23 protein-coding genes are annotated in these 23,585 nt (G+C 63.3%); 20 read left to right on the top strand and 3 right to left on the bottom strand.

The window, feature by feature from the left end; translation table 11 throughout:
• From N7650_RS26215 to N7650_RS26245, 7 genes are all read left to right on the top strand, one after another.
• The coding region (locus N7650_RS26215; protein WP_279900667.1) for an ABC transporter permease at positions 1 to 608 on the top strand (608 nt) is incomplete at its 5' end.
• A complete protein-coding gene (locus tag N7650_RS26220) occupies positions 608 to 1,465 on the top strand; it encodes an ABC transporter ATP-binding protein (RefSeq protein ID WP_279900668.1) in 858 nt (285 codons plus the stop codon). The genes N7650_RS26215 and N7650_RS26220, both read left to right, overlap by 1 nt.
• Positions 1,462 to 2,427, top strand: coding sequence for a HEAT repeat domain-containing protein (locus N7650_RS26225; protein WP_279900669.1), 966 nt, complete (start codon positions 1,462 to 1,464; stop codon positions 2,425 to 2,427). The genes N7650_RS26220 and N7650_RS26225 overlap by 4 nt, the downstream gene beginning before the upstream one ends.
• Entirely contained in the window at positions 2,427 to 2,708 is a 282-nt protein-coding gene (locus N7650_RS26230; RefSeq protein WP_279900670.1) for a gamma-butyrobetaine hydroxylase-like domain-containing protein, read from the top strand. Before N7650_RS26225 ends, N7650_RS26230 begins: the two co-directional genes overlap by 1 nt.
• Before the next feature lie 323 nt (positions 2,709 to 3,031).
• The gene (gene gabD / locus N7650_RS26235) at positions 3,032 to 4,474 is read left to right on the top strand and encodes an NADP-dependent succinate-semialdehyde dehydrogenase (RefSeq protein ID WP_009400182.1); all 1,443 of its coding nucleotides are present in this window, start codon (positions 3,032 to 3,034) and stop codon (positions 4,472 to 4,474) included.
• Positions 4,475 to 4,651: 177 nt separating this feature from the next.
• Positions 4,652 to 5,929: a 4-aminobutyrate--2-oxoglutarate transaminase gene (gene gabT, locus N7650_RS26240; protein WP_009400183.1), complete on the top strand. Its 1,278-nt coding sequence runs from the start codon at positions 4,652 to 4,654 to the stop codon at positions 5,927 to 5,929.
• A 143-nt stretch (positions 5,930 to 6,072) separates the two neighbouring features.
• The gene (locus tag N7650_RS26245; protein ID WP_009400184.1) at positions 6,073 to 7,281 is read left to right on the top strand and encodes a response regulator; all 1,209 of its coding nucleotides are present in this window, start codon (positions 6,073 to 6,075) and stop codon (positions 7,279 to 7,281) included.
• Between the two features lie 107 nt (positions 7,282 to 7,388).
• Here N7650_RS26245 and N7650_RS26250 read toward each other — a convergent pair whose 3' ends face one another.
• A complete protein-coding gene (locus N7650_RS26250; protein ID WP_279900672.1) occupies positions 7,389 to 8,366 on the bottom strand; it encodes a sensor domain-containing diguanylate cyclase in 978 nt (325 codons plus the stop codon).
• Positions 8,367 to 8,507: 141 nt separating this feature from the next.
• Positions 8,508 to 9,692, bottom strand: a complete 1,185-nt coding sequence (gene desA, locus N7650_RS26255) for a delta-9 fatty acid desaturase DesA (protein WP_064303150.1) — start codon at positions 9,690 to 9,692, stop codon at positions 8,508 to 8,510.
• Positions 9,693 to 9,841: 149 nt separating this feature from the next.
• Between desA and dibA the strand changes: the two genes are divergently transcribed.
• The 9 genes from dibA (at position 9,842) to N7650_RS26300 (ending at position 18,599) form a co-directional block, all read left to right on the top strand.
• The gene (gene dibA, locus N7650_RS26260; RefSeq protein ID WP_279900674.1) at positions 9,842 to 11,734 is read left to right on the top strand and encodes a phosphodiesterase DibA; all 1,893 of its coding nucleotides are present in this window, start codon (positions 9,842 to 9,844) and stop codon (positions 11,732 to 11,734) included.
• A 234-nt stretch (positions 11,735 to 11,968) separates the two neighbouring features.
• Positions 11,969 to 12,151 (top strand): sulfur starvation response protein OscA, encoded by a 183-nt coding sequence (gene oscA, locus N7650_RS26265; protein ID WP_009400195.1) that lies wholly within the window; start codon positions 11,969 to 11,971, stop codon positions 12,149 to 12,151.
• Positions 12,152 to 12,205: 54 nt separating this feature from the next.
• The gene (locus tag N7650_RS26270; RefSeq protein ID WP_009402769.1) at positions 12,206 to 13,213 is read left to right on the top strand and encodes a sulfate ABC transporter substrate-binding protein; all 1,008 of its coding nucleotides are present in this window, start codon (positions 12,206 to 12,208) and stop codon (positions 13,211 to 13,213) included.
• Positions 13,214 to 13,356: 143 nt separating this feature from the next.
• Positions 13,357 to 14,175, top strand: coding sequence for a sulfate ABC transporter permease subunit CysT (gene cysT, locus N7650_RS26275; protein ID WP_009402770.1), 819 nt, complete (start codon positions 13,357 to 13,359; stop codon positions 14,173 to 14,175).
• Positions 14,176 to 14,188: 13 nt separating this feature from the next.
• Positions 14,189 to 15,061: a sulfate ABC transporter permease subunit CysW gene (gene cysW, locus N7650_RS26280; protein WP_009402772.1), complete on the top strand. Its 873-nt coding sequence runs from the start codon at positions 14,189 to 14,191 to the stop codon at positions 15,059 to 15,061.
• 3 nt (positions 15,062 to 15,064) lie between these two features.
• Positions 15,065 to 16,054 carry a sulfate ABC transporter ATP-binding protein gene (locus N7650_RS26285; RefSeq protein ID WP_279900675.1) on the top strand — a complete coding sequence of 330 codons (990 nt, stop codon included), beginning with the start codon at positions 15,065 to 15,067 and terminating at the stop codon, positions 16,052 to 16,054.
• A gap of 567 nt (positions 16,055 to 16,621) precedes the next feature.
• Positions 16,622 to 17,440: an energy transducer TonB gene (locus tag N7650_RS26290; RefSeq protein WP_279900676.1), complete on the top strand. Its 819-nt coding sequence runs from the start codon at positions 16,622 to 16,624 to the stop codon at positions 17,438 to 17,440.
• Positions 17,441 to 17,473: 33 nt separating this feature from the next.
• Positions 17,474 to 18,196: a MotA/TolQ/ExbB proton channel family protein gene (locus N7650_RS26295; protein ID WP_009402778.1), complete on the top strand. Its 723-nt coding sequence runs from the start codon at positions 17,474 to 17,476 to the stop codon at positions 18,194 to 18,196.
• Between the two features lies 1 nt (position 18,197).
• Positions 18,198 to 18,599, top strand: a complete 402-nt coding sequence (locus N7650_RS26300) for a biopolymer transporter ExbD (protein WP_279900677.1) — start codon at positions 18,198 to 18,200, stop codon at positions 18,597 to 18,599.
• A gap of 319 nt (positions 18,600 to 18,918) precedes the next feature.
• On the opposite strand, the gene N7650_RS26305 is transcribed toward N7650_RS26300, so the two are convergent.
• Complete coding sequence (locus N7650_RS26305) at positions 18,919 to 19,401, bottom strand: hypothetical protein (protein WP_009402783.1); 483 nt, start codon at positions 19,399 to 19,401, stop codon at positions 18,919 to 18,921.
• A 953-nt stretch (positions 19,402 to 20,354) separates the two neighbouring features.
• Here N7650_RS26305 and N7650_RS26310 point away from each other — a divergent pair.
• The 4 genes from N7650_RS26310 (at position 20,355) to N7650_RS26325 (ending at position 23,335) form a co-directional block, all read left to right on the top strand.
• A complete protein-coding gene (locus N7650_RS26310; protein ID WP_037058290.1) occupies positions 20,355 to 20,657 on the top strand; it encodes a DUF3077 domain-containing protein in 303 nt (100 codons plus the stop codon).
• 135 nt (positions 20,658 to 20,792) lie between these two features.
• Positions 20,793 to 21,374: an alpha/beta hydrolase gene (locus N7650_RS26315; protein ID WP_009394012.1), complete on the top strand. Its 582-nt coding sequence runs from the start codon at positions 20,793 to 20,795 to the stop codon at positions 21,372 to 21,374.
• Positions 21,375 to 21,442: 68 nt separating this feature from the next.
• Positions 21,443 to 22,384: a sigma 54-interacting transcriptional regulator gene (locus N7650_RS26320; RefSeq protein ID WP_009394010.1), complete on the top strand. Its 942-nt coding sequence runs from the start codon at positions 21,443 to 21,445 to the stop codon at positions 22,382 to 22,384.
• A gap of 165 nt (positions 22,385 to 22,549) precedes the next feature.
• On the top strand, positions 22,550 to 23,335 hold the full coding sequence (locus N7650_RS26325) for a MetQ/NlpA family ABC transporter substrate-binding protein (RefSeq protein WP_009394008.1): 786 nt from the start codon (positions 22,550 to 22,552) through the stop codon (positions 23,333 to 23,335).
• The last annotated feature ends 250 nt before the right edge of the window (positions 23,336 to 23,585 follow it).

Genomic DNA, 23,585 nt, shown 5'->3' on the forward strand with positions numbered 1-23,585 from the left:
TGGTCGCGCACCTCGTCAGCAGCCTGTCGCGGGTGTTCGCCGGCTATCTGCTGGCGGCGGTGCTGGGTGTCGGCCTCGGTTTGCTGATTGGCCGCTCCAGATGGGCCGAGGACACCCTGCTGCCGCCCCTGGAAGTGCTGCGCCCGATTCCCGCCGTAGCCTGGATTCCGCTGGCGATCCTGATGTTCCCGTCGTCCGAGCTGTCCATGGTGTTCATCACCTTCACCGGCGCGCTGTTCCCGGTGCTGCTCAATACCGTGCACGGCGTCGAGGCGGTGGACCCGCGCCTGCTGGCCTCGGCCCGCAGCCTCGGCGCCGGGCGCTTCGCGATCCTGCGGGAAGTGGTGCTGCCCGGCGCACTGCCGAGCATCTTCACCGGCCTTGCCATCGGCATGGGCACCTCGTGGTTCTGTCTGGTCACCGCCGAGATGATCTCCGGGCAGTTCGGCATCGGTTACTACACCTGGGAGTCCTACACCTTGCAGAACTACCCGGACATCATCGTCGGCATGCTCCTGATCGGTGTGCTGGGCATGGGCAGCAGCGCCCTGGTCAAGCGCCTCGGCGCGTTGGCGACGCCCTGGTATCGCCTGCGGAAGGCCTCGTGATGAGCAGTTATCATCAAGCCCCGGAGCCGGGGCGGATCGATGCCCGCGGCGTATCCATCCGCCTCGGGCAAGGCAACCAGGCCTTCGAGGCGGTACAGGCGCTGGATTTCACCATCGAGCCGGGAGAGTTCGTGTGCATTCTCGGGCCATCGGGGTGCGGCAAGTCCACCTTGCTCGGTGCGCTGGCCGGGCACCTGGTGCCCAGCGGCGGGCAACTTCAGGTGGACGGCCTGGCTGTGGACGGGCCTTCGCCGCAACGTGGCATGGTCTTCCAGCACCACACCCTGCTGCCGTGGCGCAGTGTGCTGGACAACGTCGCCTTCGGCCTGAAGATGCAGGGCCAGGGCAAGGCCGAGCGGCAACGTCGAGCATTGGAGATGCTGCAACTGGTCGGCCTTGCCGATTTCGCCGAGCGCTGGCCGAGCCAGTTGTCCGGCGGCATGCAGCAGCGCGCCGAGATCGCCCGGGTGCTGATCAACCGCCCGCGCCTGTTGTTGATGGACGAGCCCTTCGGAGCCCTCGACGCCCAGACCCGTTCACGCATGCAGGAACTGCTGCTGGATATCTGGACGCGCATCCGCACCACCGTGGTCTTCGTCACCCATGACATCGACGAGGCGCTGTTCCTCGCCGATCGCATCCTGGTGATGAGCCCGCGCCCCGGGCGCTTTATCGAAGACCTGCGCCTGACCTTCTCCCGCCCGCGCCGCGCCAGCCTGCTGACCAGCCCGGAATTCACCCATCTCAAGCGTCACTGCCTGGCCCTGTTGCGCCACGAGGAGGGCCGCGAGTTGCCGCGCCTGACCCCGCTGGGCCTGCCGGACAGCGACCACCCACCGCTACGGATTGCCCTATGAGCGAAAGAACCAGCGACAACCCAGAAATCCGTGAGTTGCTGCCGCGAATCAACGACGCGGACGCCGCCGTGCGCCGCATCGCCCTGATCGATCTGGCGGACCTGGAAGAACCCGACGGCCTGCCCTGGCTGACCGATGCGCTGTTGGTCGACCCGGCGCCCGAGGTGCGCGCCGAGGCCGCGCGGCTGCTGGAGGCGTGGGAAGAACCTGAAGTGGTGCAGGCGCTCTGCGCCGCGCTGGCAGACACTGCCGAGCCGGTGCGCCTGGCGGCAGCACAAAGCCTTAGCGAATTGAAAAGCCTGGAAGCAGGGCAACTGATCCTGCCCTGGGCCACCCATGCCGATGCCTTCGTTCGGGCCAGTGCCTTGCGCGCCTTGCGCGAACTGCGTCTTGAAGAGGCGGCCGGCCCGGCCTTGCTGGCGCTGGCGGACCCGGAGGCGGCGGTGCGTCGCGAAGCGGTGGGCATCCTGGGGTGGCTCAAGCATCAGCCGGCCTTGCCGGCGCTGGCTCGACTGGCGGCCGAGGAGCCGGATACCGAGGTGCGGCGTGCGGCCATTGGCGCTCTCGGTCTCGGCCGCGATGGCGCGGTGCTTGCGGCGCTTACCGCCGCTTTGAAGGACGACGCCTGGCAAGTGCGCGAAGAGGCGGCGACCACCCTGGGTAAGGTAGGGCAGGCAGAGGCCGGAGCGGCATTGATCGACGCCTTGCAGGACGGCTACTGGCAGGTTCGCCTGCGCGCGGCGCGTGCGCTGGGGCGTTTGCGTCATCGTCCGGCGCTGGGTGGGCTGGCCGAATTGCTCGTGCATGCCATCGCCAACCTGCGCAAGGAAGCGGCGCTGGCGCTTGGCGAACTGGGCGATGCGGCGGCGCTGCCGGCCCTGCGTGAAGCCGAGGCCGACAGCGATCCGGAAGTGCGCAAGGCGGTGCGCATCGCCCTGGTCCAGTTGCAAGGCGCCGCCTGATGATCGCCCCGAGCGCGGTGCGCAACCGGCGTGAGGCGGGCGAGCTGGTGCTGCAATGGCGCGATGGCGAGCAGGTGATCAGCCATGCGCGGCTGCGGGGCGCATGCCCCTGTTCGCAATGTCGAGCGGGGCGGCTGGGCGGGCGGATCGATCTGGTCAGCGACACTGTGCGGGTGGAGCGGGTGGAAGGGCAGGGCTATGGTGTCCAGGTGGTGTTCAGTGACGGGCATGAGCGGGGGATCTATCCCTGGGCCTACCTGAAGGAGCTTGGGGGTTGCTGATGGCCTCATCGCTGGCAAGCCAGCTCCCACAGGTTGGACGATCCCTGTGGGAGCTGGCTTGCCAGCGATAGGGCCAGTGAGGGCACCGCCGGTCGCCTGCCCCTACCACCCATTCCGTCAATCGTTCTTTTTTTCGAACGCCCTCTTGTCCTTTTATCGGGTTGCTCCTAGGATCTCGTTCGAGATTTCAAACGCTCGACGCCTGCGAGTGGAACATTGGCCCGGATCCGGTGCCTCATTCCTACAGGCAAGCGCCCCGCAGGGTGCTTACTCAACTACCAATAATTCGCGCCGTCCGTGCACGGTGTTCAAGGGAAGTCGACATGCAGCTCAAAGACGCTCAGTTGTTCCGTCAGCAAGCCTTCATCAACGGTGAGTGGCTGGATGCGGACAGCGGCCAGACCATCAAGGTGACCAACCCGGCCACTGGTGAAGTCATCGGTACCGTGCCGAAAATGGGCGCTGCCGAAACCCGCCGTGCCATTGAAGCCGCCGACAAGGCGCTGCCGGCCTGGCGTGCCCTGACCGCCAAGGAGCGCGCCAGCAAGCTGCGCCGCTGGTTCGAGCTGATGATCGAGAACCAGGACGACCTGGCTCGCCTGATGACCACCGAGCAGGGCAAGCCGCTGGCCGAAGCCAAGGGCGAGATCGCCTACGCGGCCTCCTTCATCGAGTGGTTCGCCGAAGAAGCCAAGCGCGTCTACGGTGACGTCATTCCTGGCCACCAGCCGGACAAGCGCCTGATTGTCATCAAGCAGCCGATCGGCGTCACCGCCGCCATCACCCCGTGGAACTTCCCGGCGGCGATGATCACCCGTAAAGCCGGCCCGGCCCTGGCCGCTGGCTGCACCATGGTGCTCAAGCCCGCTTCGCAGACCCCTTACTCCGCCCTGGCCCTGGTCGAGCTGGCTACCCGTGCCGGCATCCCGGCTGGCGTGCTGAGCGTGATCACCGGCAGCGCTGGCGAAGTCGGCTCCGAACTGACCGGCAACCCGCTGGTGCGCAAGCTGTCCTTCACCGGTTCGACCGAAATCGGCCGCCAGCTGATGGAAGAATGCGCCAAGGACATCAAGAAGGTTTCCCTGGAACTGGGCGGTAACGCACCGTTCATCGTGTTCGACGACGCCGACCTGGATAAGGCCGTCGAAGGCGCGATCATCTCCAAGTACCGCAACAACGGCCAGACCTGCGTCTGCGCCAACCGCATCTACGTGCAGGACGGTGTCTACGACGCCTTCGCCGAGAAGCTGAAAGCCGCGGTCGCCAAGCTGAAGATCGGCAACGGTCTGGAAGAAGGCACCACTACCGGTCCGCTGATCGACGGCAAGGCCGTGGCCAAGGTCCAGGAGCACATCGACGACGCCGTCTCCAAGGGCGCCAAGGTGCTGTCCGGTGGCAAGCTGATCGAAGGCAACTTCTTCGAGCCGACCATCCTGGTCGATGTACCGAAGACCGCTGCCGTCGCCAAGGAAGAAACCTTCGGCCCGCTGGCGCCGCTGTTCCGCTTCAAGGACGAGGCCGAAGTCATCGCCATGTCCAACGACACCGAGTTCGGCCTGGCATCGTACTTCTACGCTCGTGACATGAGCCGCGTGTTCCGTGTCGCCGAAGCGCTGGAATACGGCATGGTCGGCATCAACACCGGCCTGATCTCCAACGAGGTCGCGCCGTTCGGTGGTATCAAGGCGTCGGGCCTGGGCCGTGAAGGCTCCAAGTACGGCATCGAGGACTACCTGGAAATCAAATACCTGTGCCTCAGCATCTGAGTCGCGGTTAAGGCTTTACCTCTGCCAGCGGGGCGCGAGAGCGACGTCTCGCTGGCCTTTTTTACACAGGAACACCCGGCGGCCGGGCCATTGCAGCAGTCGATCAACGCATGCTGCCTGCAATGACTCCCGGCCACCCTCTTGAACTCGCCGCCCAATCGGCGAATTGAGGACTCTATGAGCAAGACCAACGAATCCCTGATGCAGCGTCGCGTCAACGCCGTTCCACGTGGCGTAGGCCAGATCCACCCGATCTTCGTCGATACCGCGAAGAACGCGACCGTGGTCGACGTTGAAGGCCGCGAACTGATCGACTTCGCCGGCGGCATCGCAGTACTGAACACCGGCCACCTGCACCCGAAAGTGGTCGCGGCAGTCCAGGAACAACTGACCAAGGTCAGCCACACCTGCTTCCAGGTCCTGGCCTACGAGCCTTACGTCGAGCTGTGCGAGAAGATCAACGCGCGCGTGCCAGGCGACTTCGCCAAGAAGACCCTGCTGGTCACCACCGGCTCCGAGGCCGTCGAGAACGCCGTCAAGATCGCCCGTGCCGCCACTGGCCGCGCTGGCGTGATCGCCTTCACCGGCGGCTACCACGGTCGCACCATGATGACCCTGGGCCTGACCGGCAAGGTCGTGCCTTACTCCGCAGGCATGGGCCTGATGCCAGGCGGCATCTTCCGCGCGCTGTTCCCGAACGAGCTGCACGGTGTGAGCGTCGACGAGTCGATCGCCTCCATCGAACGCATCTTCAAGAACGACGCCGAGCCGCGTGACATCGCTGCCATCATCATCGAGCCGGTACAGGGCGAAGGCGGTTTCCTGCCTGCTCCGAAAGAGCTGATGAAGCGCCTGCGCGCCCTGTGCGACCAGCACGGCATCCTCCTGATCGCCGACGAAGTGCAGACCGGCGCTGGCCGTACCGGCACCTTCTTCGCCATGGAACAGATGGGCGTCGCGCCTGACCTGACCACCTTCGCCAAATCCATCGCTGGCGGCTTCCCGCTGGCTGGTGTGTGCGGCAAGGCCGAGTACATGGACGCCATCGCCCCGGGCGGCCTGGGCGGCACCTACGCTGGTTCGCCGATCGCTTGCGCCGCGGCCCTGGCCGTGATCGAAGTGTTCGAGGAAGAGAAACTGCTGGAGCGCAGCCAGGCTGTCGGCGAGCGTCTGGTTACCGGCCTGAAGGCTATCCAGGCCAAGCACCCGATCATTGGTGACGTGCGTGCCCTGGGCTCGATGATCGCGGTGGAAGTCTTCGAGAAAGGCACCCACACCCCGAACGCTGCTGCCGTCAACGCAGTGGTAGCCAAGGCGCGTGACAAGGGCCTGATCCTGCTGTCCTGCGGCACCTACGGCAACGTCCTGCGGATCCTGGTTCCGCTGACCGCCGAAGACGCGCTGCTGGACAAAGGCCTGGCGATCATCGAAGAGTGCTTCGCCGAACTTGCCTGATTTGTGATGCGCTAGAGAAAAAACCCGCTTCGGCGGGTTTTTTTTCGCCTGCGTGATGAACTTTGAGCGCTAAGGTTTCTAAGGATTACAGGAGATGTCCTGGAAGGTACGCTGGAACGCGTGATGGCCGTAAGGAGATTCCAATGACTGCTGTAGACCCCGCCACCTCGCCCAAGGTGATGATCGCCGAGGGAGACCCCTGGGTGCGGGACATGCTGACCCAGATGCTGCTCAGTGTGCGTTGTGACGCCGAAGTGAAAGTCTGCGCCAATGGCAACGAAGCGCTGGAGGGCCTCTCGGGCAAGCCCGACCTGATTATCGCCGCCCGCGAACTGCCCGGCCTGGACGGCCTGGAACTGCTGCGCAAGGTGCGCTCGCGGCCGCGCACGCCGGCGTTGCCGTTCATCATCATCAGCAGCCGCAGCGACGTGACCAGTGTGCGCGAGGCACTGCCGCTGGCGCCGACGGCCTACCTGACCAAGCCGCTCAACCTCGATGCGCTGCGCCAGCGTCTTGAAGAACAGCTGCTCAAGGGCAGCGGGCCGATTGCCTGCGAGGTGCCGCCGTTGCGCGCCGGGGTGACGCTGTCGCGCTTCATCGAGGAGCACCGCGCGGTGGCCGACGGCGGGCCGCTGTTCGCCGACGTGCAGCAGGCGATCAAGCGCGCGTTGAATCCGCAGGGCCTGGACCTGCGGCTGCTGGAAGAGGAAGTGCGCAGCGACCCGCAGATCACCGCCGTGCTGATCGCCGCGGCCAACAGCGCAGCCTTGCATCGCGAGGGCGGGGTGCAGACCCTGCTGCAGGCGCTGAACAAGCTCGGCACGACCCAAAGCATGAACCTGATCCTCGGCCTGACTCTCAAGCGCAGCGCCAGGCTCAGCGACCCGGTGCTGGGGCGTTACGCCGAGCAGTACTGGCAGCTTTCGCTACGCACCGCGGAATACGGGCGCAAGCTGGCGCAAATGCTCGAACTGGATTACGAGCGCTGCTATTGCGCCGGGTTGCTGCATTGCCTGGGTGACCTGGCGCTGCTGCGCTGCCTTCAGGAATGGCGGCTGGCCGGTGGCGAGCTGGACGAAAACGAGGTCGAGGTGGCGCTGAACCAGGCGGGTGCAGCCTATGGCTCGGCCCTGCGCACGCGCTGGCGCCTGCCGCTGGAGCTGCGTGAGCTGATCGCGGCGGTTTATCAACTGGGCGGTGGAGTGTATTCCCGGGAGGACCTGGTAATGAACCTGGCCGGGCAGATGGCGCGGCTGGCGACGGAGGACGGATTGGAGGAGCTGGCGGCCGGGAAGACCGCGCGGTTGCTCAAGGTAGGACGGGCGGAGCTGGCGCGGTTGCGCAAGGAATAGGATTCTCTATTGATCTTCCGGGCCCTATCGCTGGCAAGCCAGCTCCCACAACCTGTGGGAGCTGGCTTGCCAGCGATAGGGCCCGAAAGAGCAACATCAAATCAGGATCAGCCCAGGACGATCTGGTTCTTCCCCTGCCGCTTCGCCTGGTACATCGCCGCGTCCGCCCGGGCGAACAGGTCATCCAGGTCGCCGTCCTCGCCATTGAGCCCGGTCAGCCCCTGGCTCACCGTGATCCCGTAGGTCTGCCCTTCATGGCTGAAGCTCAGGCGCTGGATCTCCCGCTGCAGGCGCTGGGCCACCTGCATCGCCATCTCTGGCGGACATCCCGGAAACACCGCTGCGAATTCCTCGCCACCGATGCGTCCGAACAGGTCTCCGCGCCTTAGTGCGGCCTTGCCGCTGTCGGCGATGCGCTGCAACACCTGGTCACCTTCGGGATGCCCGTAGGTGTCGTTGACCTGCTTGAAGTCATCGATATCCAGCAACAGGAAGGACAACGGCGTCCCTTCGACCCGTGCGCGCTCGAAGGCTTGCCCGGCGCATTCGAAGAAGTGCCGGCGATTGCTGCTCTGGGTCAGCACGTCGGTGGTCGCCAGGCGCTGCAGCTCGCCTTCGAGCTGTTTCTTCTCGGTGATGTCCTCGGCCATGCCGACCACGATCACCCGTTGGCCTTCGCTTTGCTGGTTGATGAAGCATTTGTCGCTGAGCCAGCGCACCTGGCCGTCGGCAGCAATGATGCGGTATTCGCGATCCTCCACGGCGCCCTTGACCAGCACGTCGGCCAGGGTGCGCTCGGCATGGTCGAGGTCGTCAGGGTAGATCGCGTCGCGCCATTGGTTGTAGTCGGCCAGCAACAGGCTGGCGGAACGTCCGAAGATGCGCTCGTAGGCCGGGCTGACATACAGCACCTGGCGGGTTTCCCAATCGAAGGCCCAAAGCACGGCATTGACGCTGTCCAGCAGCGAGTTGAACAACTGCTCGCGCTCGCTCAGGCGGGCAACCTCGCCTTGTGCATGCATCAGGGCCAGCAATGTCTGGGCAGCCTCGGGAGGCGGGTTGAACGGCGGGGTGTTCTCGACCATGTTCGCAGTACTTCTAGTAAGGCGCTGGGGGCAGCCACGGCCCGGCCCGCCAGGCGGGCGACATATCTGGTAAGAACTTGATTCGGGAGGGAAGTTCCGGTCGCAGCGCCCCGTATAGGGGCGCTGCGATGGACGGGGCTGTCAGGCCAGGGCAGGGCGCAACGAGTAGGTTTTCAGTTGCGCGGCGAACTCGCGCAGCGAGTGGATACCGCTGGCTTCGGCCTCGTGCACCCAGTCCTTCATTGCCGCGAGCATATCGTGGCCGTTGGCGCTGGTGCGGGCCCAGATCTGCTGCAAGGCCAGGCGCTTCTCGTAGATCACCTTGAGCGCATGGCTGTGTTCGAGCAGGGTCTGGATGCGCTGGTGATGGCGGTCCTCCAGCAGGCTGGTTTCCCGCGACAGCAGGCGCTTGGCGCGGCGGAACTGGTGGCGCACCGAGTCGTCCACCCTGGCCAGCTCCTGCTTGACCAGCGGGCCGATCACCAGCTTGCGGTACTGGGCCATGATCTGGAAGCGGTTGTTGAGGATCGCCATGGCGGTGTCCATGTCCAGATGGCCCTTGCCTTCGACCCGGTGGGCGATCGGTGCGACCCGCTGCACCTTGGCCAGGCGCAGCCAGGTGAACAGCTTGATCCAGGCCCAGCCCATGTCGAACTCCCAGCGCCGCACCGACAGCTTCGCCGAGTTGGGGTAGGTGTGGTGATTGTTGTGCAGCTCCTCACCGCCGATCACGATGCCCCAGGGCACCAGGTTGGTGGCGGCGTCGCGGCACTCGAAGTTGCGATAGCCCACCGCGTGGCCCAGGCCGTTGATCACGCCGGCGGCCCAGAATGGAATCCACATCATCTGCACGGCCCAGATGGTGATGCCGATGGTGCCGAACAGCAGCAGGTCGATCACCGCCATCAGGGCGATACCGCCGAGCTTGTAGCGCGAATAGAGATTGCGCTCGATCCAGTCCTCGGGGCAGTTCTTGCCATAGATGCGCAGGGTGTCCGGGTTCTGCGCCTCGGCGCGGTACAACTCGGCGCCCTTGCGCAGCACGGTGGACAGGCCCTTGATCACGGGGCTGTGTGGATCGTCCTCGGTTTCGCACTTGGCGTGGTGCTTGCGGTGGATGGCCGTCCACTCGCGGGTGTTCTGCGCCGTGGTCAGCCACAGCCAGAAGCGGAAGAAGTGTTTGAGCCCGGCGTTCAGCTCCAGCGAGCGATGCGCCGAATAGCGGTGCAGGTAGATCGTGACCGCAACGATGGTCACGTGGGTCATCAGCAGGGTGACCGCCAGCAGTTGCCAGGCCGACAGGTCGAGTAAACCGTAATACCACATAGGTGGGAGTGCCCTCTTAGAGCGGTTGAACAGCGATGGACATTATTACCACCATGTCAAATAAAACCAGTCGGCCTTTTAGATAGGAGGTCAACCGGGAAAACTATCCCTATAATGCCCCATCTTTTGATGTGGGCATCTGGGACGCTATGTCTGTTTCCGCACGAGAAGCCTTGCGCATGGCCGCGCTGTACCTGGTGCTGTCGCTACTGTGGCTGGTTGTTTCTGATCAAATATTAAGCAGTGTTTTCGATGATCCGGCTGAAAAGGCCGCCTGGCAGCTGGTCAATGCCTATGTGTGGGCGGGCTGCAGCGCCTTTCTCATCTTCGTCTCCCGGGTACGCCTGCTCAACTTCATCGGTGTCGGCGCGCGCCTCAGGCGCGAGGACCGCGAGCGCCTGCGCATGGCCGCCGCAGTGTTCGACAGCACCCTGGAGGGCGTGCTGGTGAGCAATGGCGACGGGATCATCGTCCACGTCAACCGCGCCTTCATCAACATCACTGGCTACAGCCGTGACGAAGTCATCGGCCAGCGCCCCAACAAGTTCAAGTCCGGACGGCATGACCAGGCGTTCTACCAGGCCATGTACAGCGCCCTGCATGACAAGGGCGAGTGGAGCGGCGAAGTCTGGAACCGGCGCAAGAGCGGCGAAGTGTACCCGCAATGGCAAACCATATGCGCAATTCGCGACGATAGCGGCCGTTTGACACACTATGTTGCAGTTTTCAGCGACATCAGCGCGATCAAGCACACCGAGCGCGAGCTGGCCCACCTGGTCCACCACGACCCGCTGACCAACCTGCCCAACCGCCTGCTGTTCAATGACCGGGCCGCGCAGGCACTGGCCGCGGCGCAAACCAACAAGCGCGGCTGCGCCTTGCTCCTGCTCGATCTCGACCATTTCCAGAACATCAACGACAGCCTGGGCCATAACATCGGCGACCAGTTGCTCAAGGCCGTGGCCGACCGTCTCAAGCTGGTGATCGACCCGGGCGTGACCCTGGCCCGCCTGGGCGGCGACGAGTTCGCCATCCTCAGCGAGAACTGCGCGCAGGTCGGGCAGGCGGCCGATCTTGCGCAACTGATCGTCAACGTGATGAAGGAACCCTACGAGCTGGAAAACCACCGGCTGTTCAGTACCGTCAGCATTGGCATCAGCCTGTTTCCCGGCGATGCACAGAGTGCCGAGCAACTGCTGCGCAACGCCGATGCGGCGCTGTTCAAGGCCAAGAGCAATGGCCGTTCCGGTTATGCCTTGTACACCGAGGAGCTCACCGCCCACGCCCAGCAGCGGGTGGAAACCGCCAGCGAGCTGCGCCGGGCCCTGGAACAGGGTGAGCTGCAGGTCTACTACCAGCCGGTGCACGACCTGTTCAGCGGCAGGATGATCGGCCTGGAGGCCCTGGTGCGCTGGCAGCACCCGCAACGCGGGATGGTCTCGCCGGGGGAGTTCATCCCCATTGCCGAACGTACCGGGCTGATCGCCGACATCGACATGTGGGTGATGCGCCAGGCCTGCCAGCAGATGGTGCGCTGGCTGGGCGAGGGCAGGGTGCTCGACTTCGTCGCCTGCAATGTCTCCAGCCGCTTGTTCGCCCATCGCGAGATGTACCAGCAGGTCGCCCAGGTGCTGGACGACACCGGCCTTGAACCGTCGCGCCTGGAAATCGAAGTGACCGAAAGCGCGGTGATGGATGACCACGAAGTGGCGCTGGAGCAACTCCATCGCCTGCGCGACCTGGGCCTGCGCCTGGCCATCGACGACTTCGGTACCGGCTATTCCTCGCTGTTGCGGCTCAAGCGCCTGCCGGTGCAGAAACTGAAGATCGACCAGGGCTTCGTTGCCGGGCTGCCCGGGGATGACGATGACGTGGCGATCGTCCGGGTAATCATCGCCCTGGCGCGGAGCATGGGCATGGCGATCCATGCCGAGGGCATCGAACAGTCGGAACAGGCGCGTTTCCTGCTGGAGCACCAGTGCGACATGGGGCAGGGGTACTGGTATGGACGACCGGTGCCGGCTCGGGATCTTCGCTGGTAGTCAGGGCCTCATCGCTGGCAAGCCAGCTCCCACAGAGTCTTGTGCGACGCGTACCCTGTGGGAGCTGGCTTGCCAGCGATTGGGCCCGAAAGAGCTCCAGATAATTCAGTTATATAAAAATTCTTAAATAGTATTTTTAAGAATATTCAGCGCCTCATAAGATTGCTCCCACACCAGGTGCAGTCACGTTCCTACATGCTGCTCCCGGGCCACCTCATTTTCAGGAGCACGAGCATGAGCGCATCTCTGCGTAGCGTTGACGGTCAGGACGAAGCCACCATCCTGCGAGAAATCCAGAGCGCCCTGCGCGACCTGCGTTTCGGCGCGGTAGAGATCACCGTGCACAACGCGCAAGTCGTACAGATCGAACGCAAGGAAAAATTCCGCCTGCAAAACTCGGGCAACAAGCCGAGCTGAAGCTCGCGCGCCCTGGTCTACCTAATTAGAAAAAAGCCAATCGGGAGCTTCACCATGTCTATCCGCCGTTATGCCCTGGCCGCGCTGGCCAGTGCTGTTTTTGCCGGTTCCGCCATCGCCAAGGACTACGAACTGCTGAACGTGTCCTACGACCCGACCCGTGAGCTGTACCAGCAGTACAACGCCGAGTTCATCAAGCATTGGCAACAGGCCAACCCAGGCGACAAGGTGAAGATCCAGCAATCCCACGGCGGCTCGGGCAAACAGGCCCGTGCGGTGATCGACGGCCTGCGCGCCGACGTGGTGACCCTGGCCCTGGCCGGCGACATCGATGAAGTGGCCAAGCTTGGCAAGACCCTGCCGGAGAACTGGCAGACCCGCCTGCCGGATGCCAGCACGCCGTACACCTCGACCATCGTGTTCCTGGTGCGCAAGGGCAACCCGAAAGGCATCAAGGACTGGGGCGATCTGATCAAGAAGGACGTCTCGGTCATCACCCCGAACCCGAAAACCTCCGGCGGCGCCCGCTGGAACTTCCTCGCAGCCTGGGCCTACGGCCTGAAGGCCGGCGGCAGCGAAGCCAAGGCCCAGGAATACGTGAAGGAGCTGTTCAAGCACGTTCCGGTCCTGGACACCGGTGCCCGCGGCTCGACCATCACCTTCGTCAACAACGGCCAGGGCGATGTCCTGCTGGCCTGGGAAAACGAAGCCTTCCTGGCGCTGAAGGAAGACGGCGGCAGCGACAAGTTCGAAATCGTCGTGCCATCGCTGTCGATCCTCGCCGAGCCACCGGTGGCCGTGGTCGACAAGAACGCCGAGAAGAAGGGCAACGAGAAGATCGCCGAGGACTACCTCAAGTACCTGTACAGCCCGGTCGGCCAGAAGATCGCTGCCGACAACTTCTACCGTCCGCGTGACGAGAAAGTGGCCGCGCAGTACGCCAACCAGTTCCCGAAACTTGACCTGGTGACTATCGACAAAGACTTCGGTGGCTGGAAGACTGCCCAACCCAAGTTCTTCAACGATGGCGGCGTGTTCGACCAGATCTATTCTGCACAGTGACCCTGGGACCGCTTTGCGGTCCATCGCAGGCAAGCCAGCTCCTACAGGGTTCACCACGACCCTGCAGGCGCTGGCTTTCCTGCATGGGCTGCAGGGCAGCCCCCGAATGCGCAGTGTGAAAACCAGCTAGACCAAGGACCTTTATGTCTCGTCGTATATCCCCCGTCATACCCGGCTTCGGGCTGACGCTGGGCTACACCTTGGTGTACCTCAGCCTGATTGTGCTCATACCGCTGGGGGCCATGTTCGTCCACGCCTCCCAACTCACCTGGGAACAGTTCTGGAACATCGTCAGCGCGCCGCGAGTACTCGCTGCGCTGAAGCTGAGTTTCGGCACCGCCCTTTTCGCCGCCATCATCAATGGCGTGATCGGCACCCTGCTGGCCTGGGTACTGGTGCGCTACACCTTCCCGGGGCGCAAGATCATCGAGGCGATGATCGACCTGCCGTTCGCCCTGCCCACCGCCGTTGCCGGTATCGCCCTGACCGCCCTGTACGCCCCGTCGGGCTGGGTCGGGCAGTTCGCCACCGACCTTGGCTTCAAGATCGCCTACACGCCGCTGGGCATCACCCTGGCGCTGACCTTCGTCACCCTGCCGTTCGTGGTGCGCACGGTGCAGCCGGTGTTGGCGGATATTCCCCGTGAAGTCGAGGAAGCCGCCGCCTGCCTGGGTGCCAAGCCGCTGCAGGTGTTCCGCCATGTGCTGGCTCCGGCGCTGCTGCCGGCCTGGCTCACCGGCTTCGCCCTGGCCTTCGCCCGTGGTGTCGGCGAGTACGGTTCGGTGATCTTCATCGCCGGCAACATGCCGATGAAGACCGAGATCCTGCCGCTGCTGATCATGGTCAAGCTCGACCAGTACGACTACACCGGCGCGACCTCCATCGGCGTGCTGATGCTGGTGGTTTCCTTCATCCTGCTGCTGCTGATCAACCTGCTGCAGCGGCGCATCGAAACCCCTTGAAGGAGGCCTGAGCATGTCTGCATCCGCAATTGGCGCGGCCGCTTCGGCCAACGCCGCCCGCCGTGGCAGCGCTACCGCCCGGCGCATCCTGATCGGCCTTGGCTGGCTGATATTCGCCCTGTTCCTGCTGCTGCCGCTGGTGATCGTGGTGTCCCAGGGCCTGAAGATGGGTGTGGGTACCTTCTTCGAAGCCATCTTCGAAGCCGATGCCCTGTCCGCCCTCAAGCTGACCTTGATCGCCGTGGCCGTCTCGGTGCCGCTGAACCTGGTGTTCGGTGTCAGCGCGGCCTGGTGCGTCAGCAAGTACAACTTCCGTGGCAAGAGCATCCTGGTCACCCTGATCGACCTGCCGTTCTCGGTCTCGCCGGTGATCGCCGGCCTGGTCTACGTGCTGATGTTCGGTGCCCAGGGCCTGTTCGGCCCCTGGCTGCAGGACCACGATATCCAGATCGTCTTCGCCTTGCCGGGCATCGTGCTGGCGACCATTTTCGTCACCGTGCCCTTCGTTGCCCGCGAACTGATCCCGCTGATGCAGGAGCAGGGCACCCAGGAAGAGGAGGCTGCGCGCCTGCTCGGCGCCAACGGCTGGCAGATGTTCTGGCACGTGACCCTGCCGAACATCAAATGGGGCCTGATCTATGGCGTGGTGCTCTGTACCGCGCGGGCGATGGGCGAGTTCGGCGCGGTGTCGGTGGTCTCCGGCCACATCCGTGGCGTGACCAACACCCTGCCACTGCACGTCGAGATCCTCTACAACGAATACAACCACGTCGCGGCGTTCAGCGTAGCCAGCCTGCTGCTGATCCTGGCGCTCTTCATCCTGCTGCTCAAGCAGTGGAGCGAGAACCGCATTAACCGTCTGCGCCAAAGTGCGGCGGAGGAATAATTCATGTCGATCGAAGTTCGTAACGTCAGCAAGCGCTTCAACAGCTTCCAGGCCCTGGACAACATCAACCTGGATATCAACAGCGGCGAGCTGGTGGCCCTGCTGGGCCCGTCCGGCTGCGGCAAGACCACCCTGCTGCGCATCATCGCCGGCCTGGAAACCCCGGATAACGGCAACATCGTGTTCCACGGCGAAGACGTGTCCGGCCACGACGTGCGTGATCGCAACGTCGGATTCGTGTTCCAGCACTACGCGCTGTTCCGCCATATGAGCGTGTTCGACAACGTCGCCTTCGGCCTGCGCATGAAGCCCAAGGGCGAGCGTCCGAGCGAAAGCAGGATCGCCGAGAAGGTCCATGAGCTGCTGAACATGGTGCAACTGGACTGGCTGTCGGATCGTTATCCGGAGCAGTTGTCCGGTGGCCAGCGCCAGCGTATCGCCCTGGCCCGCGCCCTGGCGGTGGAGCCCAAGGTGTTGCTGCTGGACGAGCCGTTCGGCGCCCTGGATGCCAAGGTTCGCAAGGAGCTGCGCCGCTGGCTGGCGCGGTTGCACGAAGACATCAACCTGACCTCCGTGTTCGTCACCCACGACCAGGAAGAAGCCATGGAAGTGGCCGACCGCATCGTGGTGATGAACAAGGGTGTCATCGAGCAGATCGGCTCGCCGGGAGACGTCTACGAAAATCCTTCGAGTGATTTCGTCTACCACTTCCTCGGCGATTCCAACCGCCTGCACCTGAGCGAGAACCAGCACGTGCTGTTCCGCCCGCATGAAGTGTCGCTGTCGCGGCATGAAGTGGAAGGCCATCACGTTGCCGAAGTGCGGGATATCCGGCCGCTGGGCGCGACCACCCGGGTGACCCTGAAGGTGGAAGGGCAAAGCGAGCTAATCGAGGCCGAGGTGGTCAAGGATCACGACAGCCTGGCCGGGCTGGCACGTGGCGAGACCTTGTTCTTCAAGCCGAAGGTCTGGCAGAAGGTCGAGAATATCTAAGGCCTTGAGGGCCTCATCGCGGGTGAATTCACTACCGCAATCGCTGGCAAGCCAGCTCCCACAAGGTCCGCGCCGGGCACGAATGCTGCGGTTGACCCAGAACCCTGTGGGAGCTGGCTTGCCAGCGATGAGGCCATCAGCCTCACCGTGGATCCGGCGATGTACCCGGCCCCTGTGTGACGGGTTCACCCGCGATAGGGCCCTCGACCCACTGAAAATCCATCGAACTGCCCCAGCTCCATCTCCCCTCCCGATCCCCTCTCTCACCCGTTGACCACGCCCACCCATTGGCGGCCGACACGCTGCGCCCGCGCTTTAATGCGGATTTCCCATGCCTTTGGGGAATATTTTCAATGCAGCAAAGGCATGGCGATTTGCCCGCTTCGCTGCAGCCCTTGATCTACAAGGCTTCCAGGCCTGTGGATAAATTTCATATATCTGAAAATTCTATCCATAACTTCAAAGATTACTTTCAGAGATAAGCGTCTGGCGCGGATCATTCGGCCAAACGAAGGCGAAATCCAACAGCGCCTTCGAAGCATGCACCGAACCCCCAGGAGTTGATCAATGGGTAATGTCCAGACCGCCGCCAGTGCCGCTGATGTGCTGTGGCGCCCGACGCCGGGCGAACTGGTCGACCTCGGCCGGCCGCACCGTTCGCCGCTTGGGCAACAGCGTTTGCAGCGTACGCCGCGCAGTGCTCTGAACCGTCGCGAGAAAGTCCTGCTGGGAGTGTTCGCCCTGGTCCTGCATGGCGCTGCCGCGTACTGGGTCAGCCAGGCGCCGACGCCGGTGTTGCCGGTAGTGCCGCCGGAAATTCCACCGATGACCATCGAATTCTCCCAGCCGGCGCCGCCGGTGGTAGAGCCGCCACCACCGGTGGTCGAGCCGCCGCCGCCGGTGGTGGAACCACCGCCACCGGTCGAGGACGAGCTGGCCGTGAAGCCGCCACCGCCCAAGCCGGTGCCCAAGCCCAAACCCAAGCCGGTACCGAAGCCGACGCCCAAGCCCAAGCCCGCACCGAAACTGGTGGAGCAGCCGCCAGCGCCGACCCCGCCGACGCCAGCCCCACCCGCGCCGCCGGCTCCGCCAGCGCCCGCCCCGGTGACCCCGGCTTCGGCCAACGCGGCGTACCTGAAGAACCCGGCGCCGGAATACCCGTCGCTGGCCCAGCGTCGCGGCTGGGAAGGCACGGTGCTGTTGCGGGTCAAGGTGCTCGCCACCGGCAAGCCCGGCGAGATCCAGATCCAGAAGAGCAGTGGTCGCCAGCAACTCGATGACGCCGCGCTGGCCGCGGTGAAGCGTTGGAGTTTCGTACCGGCCAAGCAGGGCGATGTACCCCAGGAAGGCTGGGTGAGCGTGCCCATCGATTTCAAGATTCGCTAACCCAAATTCGCGCAACGACAGAGAGAACACATCATGAGCTTATTGGCCTCCCCCCTTGAATCCATCGAAAGCGCGGTGATCTGGCTGCTGGTCGGCTTCTCCGTGGTCACCTGGGGCCTGGCCCTGGTCAAGACCGTGCAGTTCGTCCGCCTGAAGAACCAGGACAAGCGGTTCCACAAGCAATTCTGGGCCGCTTCCAGTCTCGATTCGGCGGCCGACCTGGCCCACACCCAGCCAGGCTCCGCTGCCCGCGTCGCCCAGGCCGGCTATGCCGCGATCGCCGTTGGCGAGCCTGGCCAGGCCACCGACCTGAGCCACTCGATCAATCACCAGGACCGTCTCGAACGCGCCCTGCGCCAGCAGATCGTCCGTGAGCGCCGCTCGCTGGAAACCGGCCTCGCCGTCGTCGCCAGTATCGGCAGCACCTCGCCCTTCATCGGCCTGTTCGGTACGGTCTGGGGCATCATGGAAGCGCTCAAGGGCATCAGCGCGGCGGGCTCGGCGAGCCTGGAAACCGTGGCCGGCCCTATCGGTGCGGCGCTGGTCGCCACCGGGGTGGGTATTGCCGTCGCGGTCCCGGCGGTACTGGTTTACAACTACTTCCTGCGCCGCCTGAAACTGACCGCGGCCGACCTCGATGACTTCGCCCACGACTTCTACAGCCTCGCGCAGAAGAGTGCCTTCCGCGTCATCGCCCACCCTACGCTGCTCAAGGCCGGTAACGCCGCGGGCCAGCCTGTGAAAGAGGCGGTGTGACATGGCCTTCTCGACCCAGGACAGCGACGAGGTTCTCAGCGAGATCAACGTAACGCCGCTGGTGGATGTGATGCTGGTGCTGCTGGTGGTGTTCATCGTCACCGCGCCGCTGCTGACCAACGCCATTCCGATCAACCTACCCAAGACCGAGGCCGTGGCCCCGGTGGAGCAAAAGGATCCGTTGGTGGTCAGCATCGACGGGGCAGGGAAGCTGATCATCAACAAGGACGAAATCCAGCCGGACTTGCTGGAAACCAACCTGCAGGCGGCGAAAGCCAAGGATCCCGAGGTACGGGTGCAACTGCAGGCGGATGATGGAGTGAACTACGGGGAGGTGGCGCGTGCCATGGCCTCGATCGAACGCGCGGGGATTACCAAGCTCTCGGTGATCACCGCCCGCTGAGCAACACGCAACTCAGGCAAACTTGAGACCAGTCCTGTGGCAGGGGCTGGTCTTTTTTTGCTTGACGTGTCGGTGTTCCCGACAGGTTGTGGATAAGCTTTGTGACAAGTGGCGTAGGGTACTCGGTTGACGGGAGTGTTGGCTGGCGGTAGATTCGCCTTCGTCGATACGGACCGGAACCCGAAAGGGGGTATCGATTTCGGAGGCGAAAGCCTCTCCTAGCCAGTGAGCGGGATAAGCGAAAGCGAAAGCGAAAGGACAGGCCGATATTGAGATTCAGCAAAAGCCCCAAGCGCGAAAGCCTTGGGGCTTTTTGTTTTCAGACGGATTTGCCGGCGTTGCGCATTTCCAGGATGTAGCGAACGTTATGCGGCTTGCCTTTGGGCAGCGAATGTCGGCCCCATGTGGCAACTTCATAGGCCGAAATGACCCGTAGCTTGAGCAGATTGCGGGTGTTCTCCGGTTTCCTGATCGAGAAGAACATGGCGTAGTCATGCAGGTCGAGGCAATAGTACCGCTGGTTACCGTTGATGAAGTAAGGCACCGCCAGCCCTTCGTAGAACCGTCGCTCCATGTAGTCACGCAGTTGCTTACTGCAGTCGTAGCGGTGTGCACAGAAATAGCGGCGTTCGTATTTGAAACACACCAGCTCGCCGTGTCCTTTGTCGTCTGTAAAGCAATGGAAACCGAATTCGAATTTCACTGTAATCGGATCACCGGCGACGTCGAATTGCAGATCGAATGGTTGCAAATGCGCCATCGATAGGATCTTGCCGCCAATGATCAGGTCCTTCCATTTCATGACGTGTGCTCGTGGAGAAAGCGAGGCAGCGTACGGTTGGTGAACTGGCGCGACAATGTGGTGTTTCTTTTCAAAACGCTTCGTTGGAGATGGGCGTTTACCGGTGAGAAGCCGGCTGCTGTGGATGTTTAGCGGATCTGCCCAGGGCCGTTCCGACGCATCTTGTTAACATCTGGCCTCGATCGGAGCGTGGCTTGTCGGGCCGCCTAACCGCCGCGAAGGACCGCTGCGCGGTCCATCGCAGGCAGCTCCTACAAGGGAGTGAGCGGGGTCAGCCTTGAGAGCTGTACAGATATCCAAACACAAAGCTGCTGGCCTGCTGCTGCCGCTGGGGATAGCGTTTCCCGTCTTCATGGCCGCTGCGCAGGCGAGGCGTGATGGCCTGCCGGGGTTCCATTCCTCCGGTTTTCCACCGCCTGGGCAGTGGCCACCTTTGTATTTATGGAGGCTGTACGCAGGAGGCCTTCGGGCCTGCCGGGTATGGTCCTTCCCGGTTTTCCACCCTGTGTCCAGCCGCCACCTTCCTTGAAGCCGACACGGACCCTGTGGGAGCTGGCTTGCCAGCGATGAGGCCAGCAGGGCCACTGATGTTGTTTGATCTGACGCCATCGCTGGCAAGCCAGCTCCCACAGGGACCGCATTCCAGACACCTGCAAACATAAAGTTTGTGGAAGATGGAGGTCCTAGGACGTAACCTACGCAATCTGTCGGTCTTTGCTTCCTTGCTCATGGAAACCACTCCTTCTAGGCTTCGTCGGTCGCTGAATGGTCAGCGACCGGGGTGTGGAAACCTCGAGCAAGGTTGGTAAGGCATGCTTTATGGCAGCTGTGCGCGGGAGGCTTTCGGGCCTGCCGGGTATCTCCTTACCGCTCGGTTTTCCACCCCGCGTACAGCCGCCACCCATTTGTGTGGAAACAAAAGGATGTTGGCTAAAACAGGTAAGGAAAATCTGATGAAAAAACTCGTCCCCGACCCACCCCTGTCCCCAACCTGCACCCGCTCCTTCGGCGACTGCGCCTCCACCCACCCCCCACTATTCTCCGTAAACGCCGGCATCGACCCGCACAGCGCCCTGGTCCACGCCTCGATGTTCCTGCGCTGCGCCTATGAATCCGCCCAGCATTCCCTGGCCCCGGAAGCCAACACCAGCGCTTTCCCCTGGCTGACCATGCACGCCGTTGAAGCCGCAAAGGGCCTGGTCGATGCGCTCCTCGAAGGCCATGAAACCGCTAGCTGGCAACGACCCCAACGGTGACACCGGAACGGGACCGCGCGGCGGTCCCGATTGAATTTTTGTTATTAATAAATAGCTTCTTATTCCTTTACGAATATAACCCCAGCACCAATACTTGCCGTCATGCACGCAAACCGCAGCAGGAGGCAATTCCCCATGCGCAACGAGTCGATCCGTTACCTGATTGTGCCGGGCTGGCAGGGTTCGCCAGACGAACATTGGCAAAGCCATTGGCACAACACGCTGCCCAATAGCGCCCGTGTCGAGCAGGCCGATTGGGTGACGCCCAAGCGCGGGGATTGGGTTGCGGCGCTGGAAGAGGCGATTGCCGCCGATGAGTCGCCGGTGATCCTGATTGCCCATAGCCTGGGCTGCATCACCGTCGCCCATTGGGCCGCCCAGGCCACCCCGACATTGCGCCGGCGGGTACGCGGGGCGCTGCTGGTGGCCCCGGCGGATGTAGAGCGGCCAGCCTGCTCGCCCGCGTTGCGCAATTTCGCACCGATTCCCATGGCCCAGCTGCCGTTCCCGAGCCAGGTGGTGACATCCGACAACGACCCGGCCGTGAGCGCGCCGCGCGCCATGCAACTGGCCCGCGCCTGGGGCGCCGAAGCCGGGGTGCTCGGCGGCGCCGGGCATATCAACGTGAAGTCTGGCCATAACCGCTGGGAACAGGGCTTCGCCTACCTGTACCGCCTGCAGAACCGAATGGAACAGGGCGCCCTGCGCCGCGCCTGATTCACGTACCGCTTTCCTTACTGCCTTTTATCAACGCCCGGGCCAGGAGCCCGGGCGGGAGCTTTGCCATGAAACTCGAAGACACCTTCGGCCAACCGCTGCTGACCTTCCCCGAACTCGACAAGAGCCCGCTGAGCATCCGCGCCAAGGCCTTGGTGTTCGTCGATCCGCGCTCGCGTCAGCTGCGCGAAGAACTGGAAATCCTCGCGCCGCTGGCCTTGCCCGTGCTGATCCGTGGCGAGAGCGGTACCGGCAAGGAGCTGCTGGCGCGGCAGATCCACCGCGCCAGCGATCGCGGCGGCCTGTTCGTCTCGGTCAACTGCGGTGCGATCAGCCCGACCTACGCCGACGCCGAACTCTTCGGCTACGCCGCCGGCGCCCACAGCGGCAGCGCCAGCAGTCGCGCCGGCTGGTTCGGCTCGGCCAATGGCGGCACCCTGTACCTCGACGAAATCGCCGACCTGCCGCTGCCGATCCAGGTCAAGCTGCTGGCGGCCTTGGAAAACCACGAGGTCTACCGCGTCGGTGCGCAGCAACCGCATCCGGTGGATGTACGCCTGGTCGCGGCCTCCAGCATCGACCTGGCCGAGGCGGTCGCGGCCGGGCATTTCCACCCGCGGCTCTACGATTACCTTCATGAGGGCCGGCTGGAGCTGCCGGCCCTGCGCGAACGGGTCGGCGATATCCTGCCGCTGGCCGAATACTTCGTTGGCATCTACAGCCCCAAACTCAACCGCCCGGTGCCGTTGCTCAGCGAGGAAGCCCAGCGCGTGCTGGAGCTGCACGACTGGCCGGGCAATACCCGTGAGCTCGAGAACGTTATCCACTTCGCCCTGCTCCAGGGCAGCGGTGACGAGATCCTGCCGGAACATCTGAACCTGCCGACACCCCTTCACGCCCTGGCCCAGCGCCTGGACCGTCTCGCCGAACTGGCGGACGAACAGGAACGACAGGCGTTACGCAAATTGTTGGAGCAGACCCTGTTGCGTCTTGCGCAAGTCGCAAGCTAGAGCGTTGCAAGCTGCGCATTGCGAAAAGGTATAAGAAGCTAAGCAAAAGATATTGTTCTGGAATAAAAAATCTCGGTATTGTCCGCCTCACGCCGGGCAACACGGGCCCGGCCAACCAACACTGATCGTCGCCCACGAGGCGCGCAATACCAATAAGGACTGCACATGAAGAAGGCTCTGTTGTTCTCTGCCCTGGCCGCTGCGCTGACGGTCGCCGGGTTTGCCCAGGCAGGCGAGAAACTGGTGGTGGCCGCCACCCCGGTTCCCCATGCCGAGATTCTTGAACTGATCAAGCCGACCCTGGCCAAGGAAGGCGTGGACCTGGAAATCAAGGTCTTTACCGACTACGTGCAGCCCAACGTCCAGGTTGACCAGAAGCGTCTGGACGCCAACTACTTCCAGACCCTGCCGTACCTGAAGAACTTCAACGAAGGTAAGGGCACCCACCTGGAAACCGTGATCGGCGTCCATGTCGAGCCGTTCGGTGGCTACTCGAAGAAAGTGAAAAGCCTGTCCGAGCTGAAGGAAGGCGCCACCGTCGCCATCCCGAACGAGGGTAGCAACAGCGGCCGCGCCCTGCTGCTCCTGCAGAAGGCTGGCCTGATCACCCTGAAGGATCCGAAGAACGCCCTGGCCACCCCGAAAGACATCGCCGAGAACCCGAAGAAGCTTAAATTCCGCGAGCTGGAATCGGCCATGCTGCCGCGTGTGCTGGACCAGGTCGACCTGGACATGATCAACACCAACTACGCCCTGGAAGCTGGCCTCAACCCGGCGAAAGACGCCCTGGTGATCGAAGGCAGCGACTCGCCTTACGTCAACTTCCTGGTGGCCCGCCCGGACAACAAGGACAGCGACGCCATCCAGAAGCTGGCCAAGGCCCTGACCTCGCCTGAAGTGAAGACCTTCATCGAGAAGAAGTACAGCGGTGCGGTACTGCCGGCGTTCTGATCGCCTCAGCACTGCCTGTTACTGAAAGACCGCCGTCGAGGCGGTCTTTCTTTTTCTGCGGCATACCTGATAGTTCTGTCAGTTATGGGCTGATGGGTGGGGTTATACAATCCGTGGCATTCCCTGCCGAATGCCAGAGAGATAAGCGATGGCGACCCCGAATGACGCTGCACGACCCTCACATAGGCAATCGGGGCGCATTGGTTTTAATGGTGAACTGCTTGAATGCATTACCGGCCACTACCTGCTC

It is taken from the genome of Pseudomonas sp. GD04058 (genome assembly GCF_029836855.1).
GTDB lineage: Bacteria > Pseudomonadota > Gammaproteobacteria > Pseudomonadales > Pseudomonadaceae > Aquipseudomonas > Aquipseudomonas bharatica.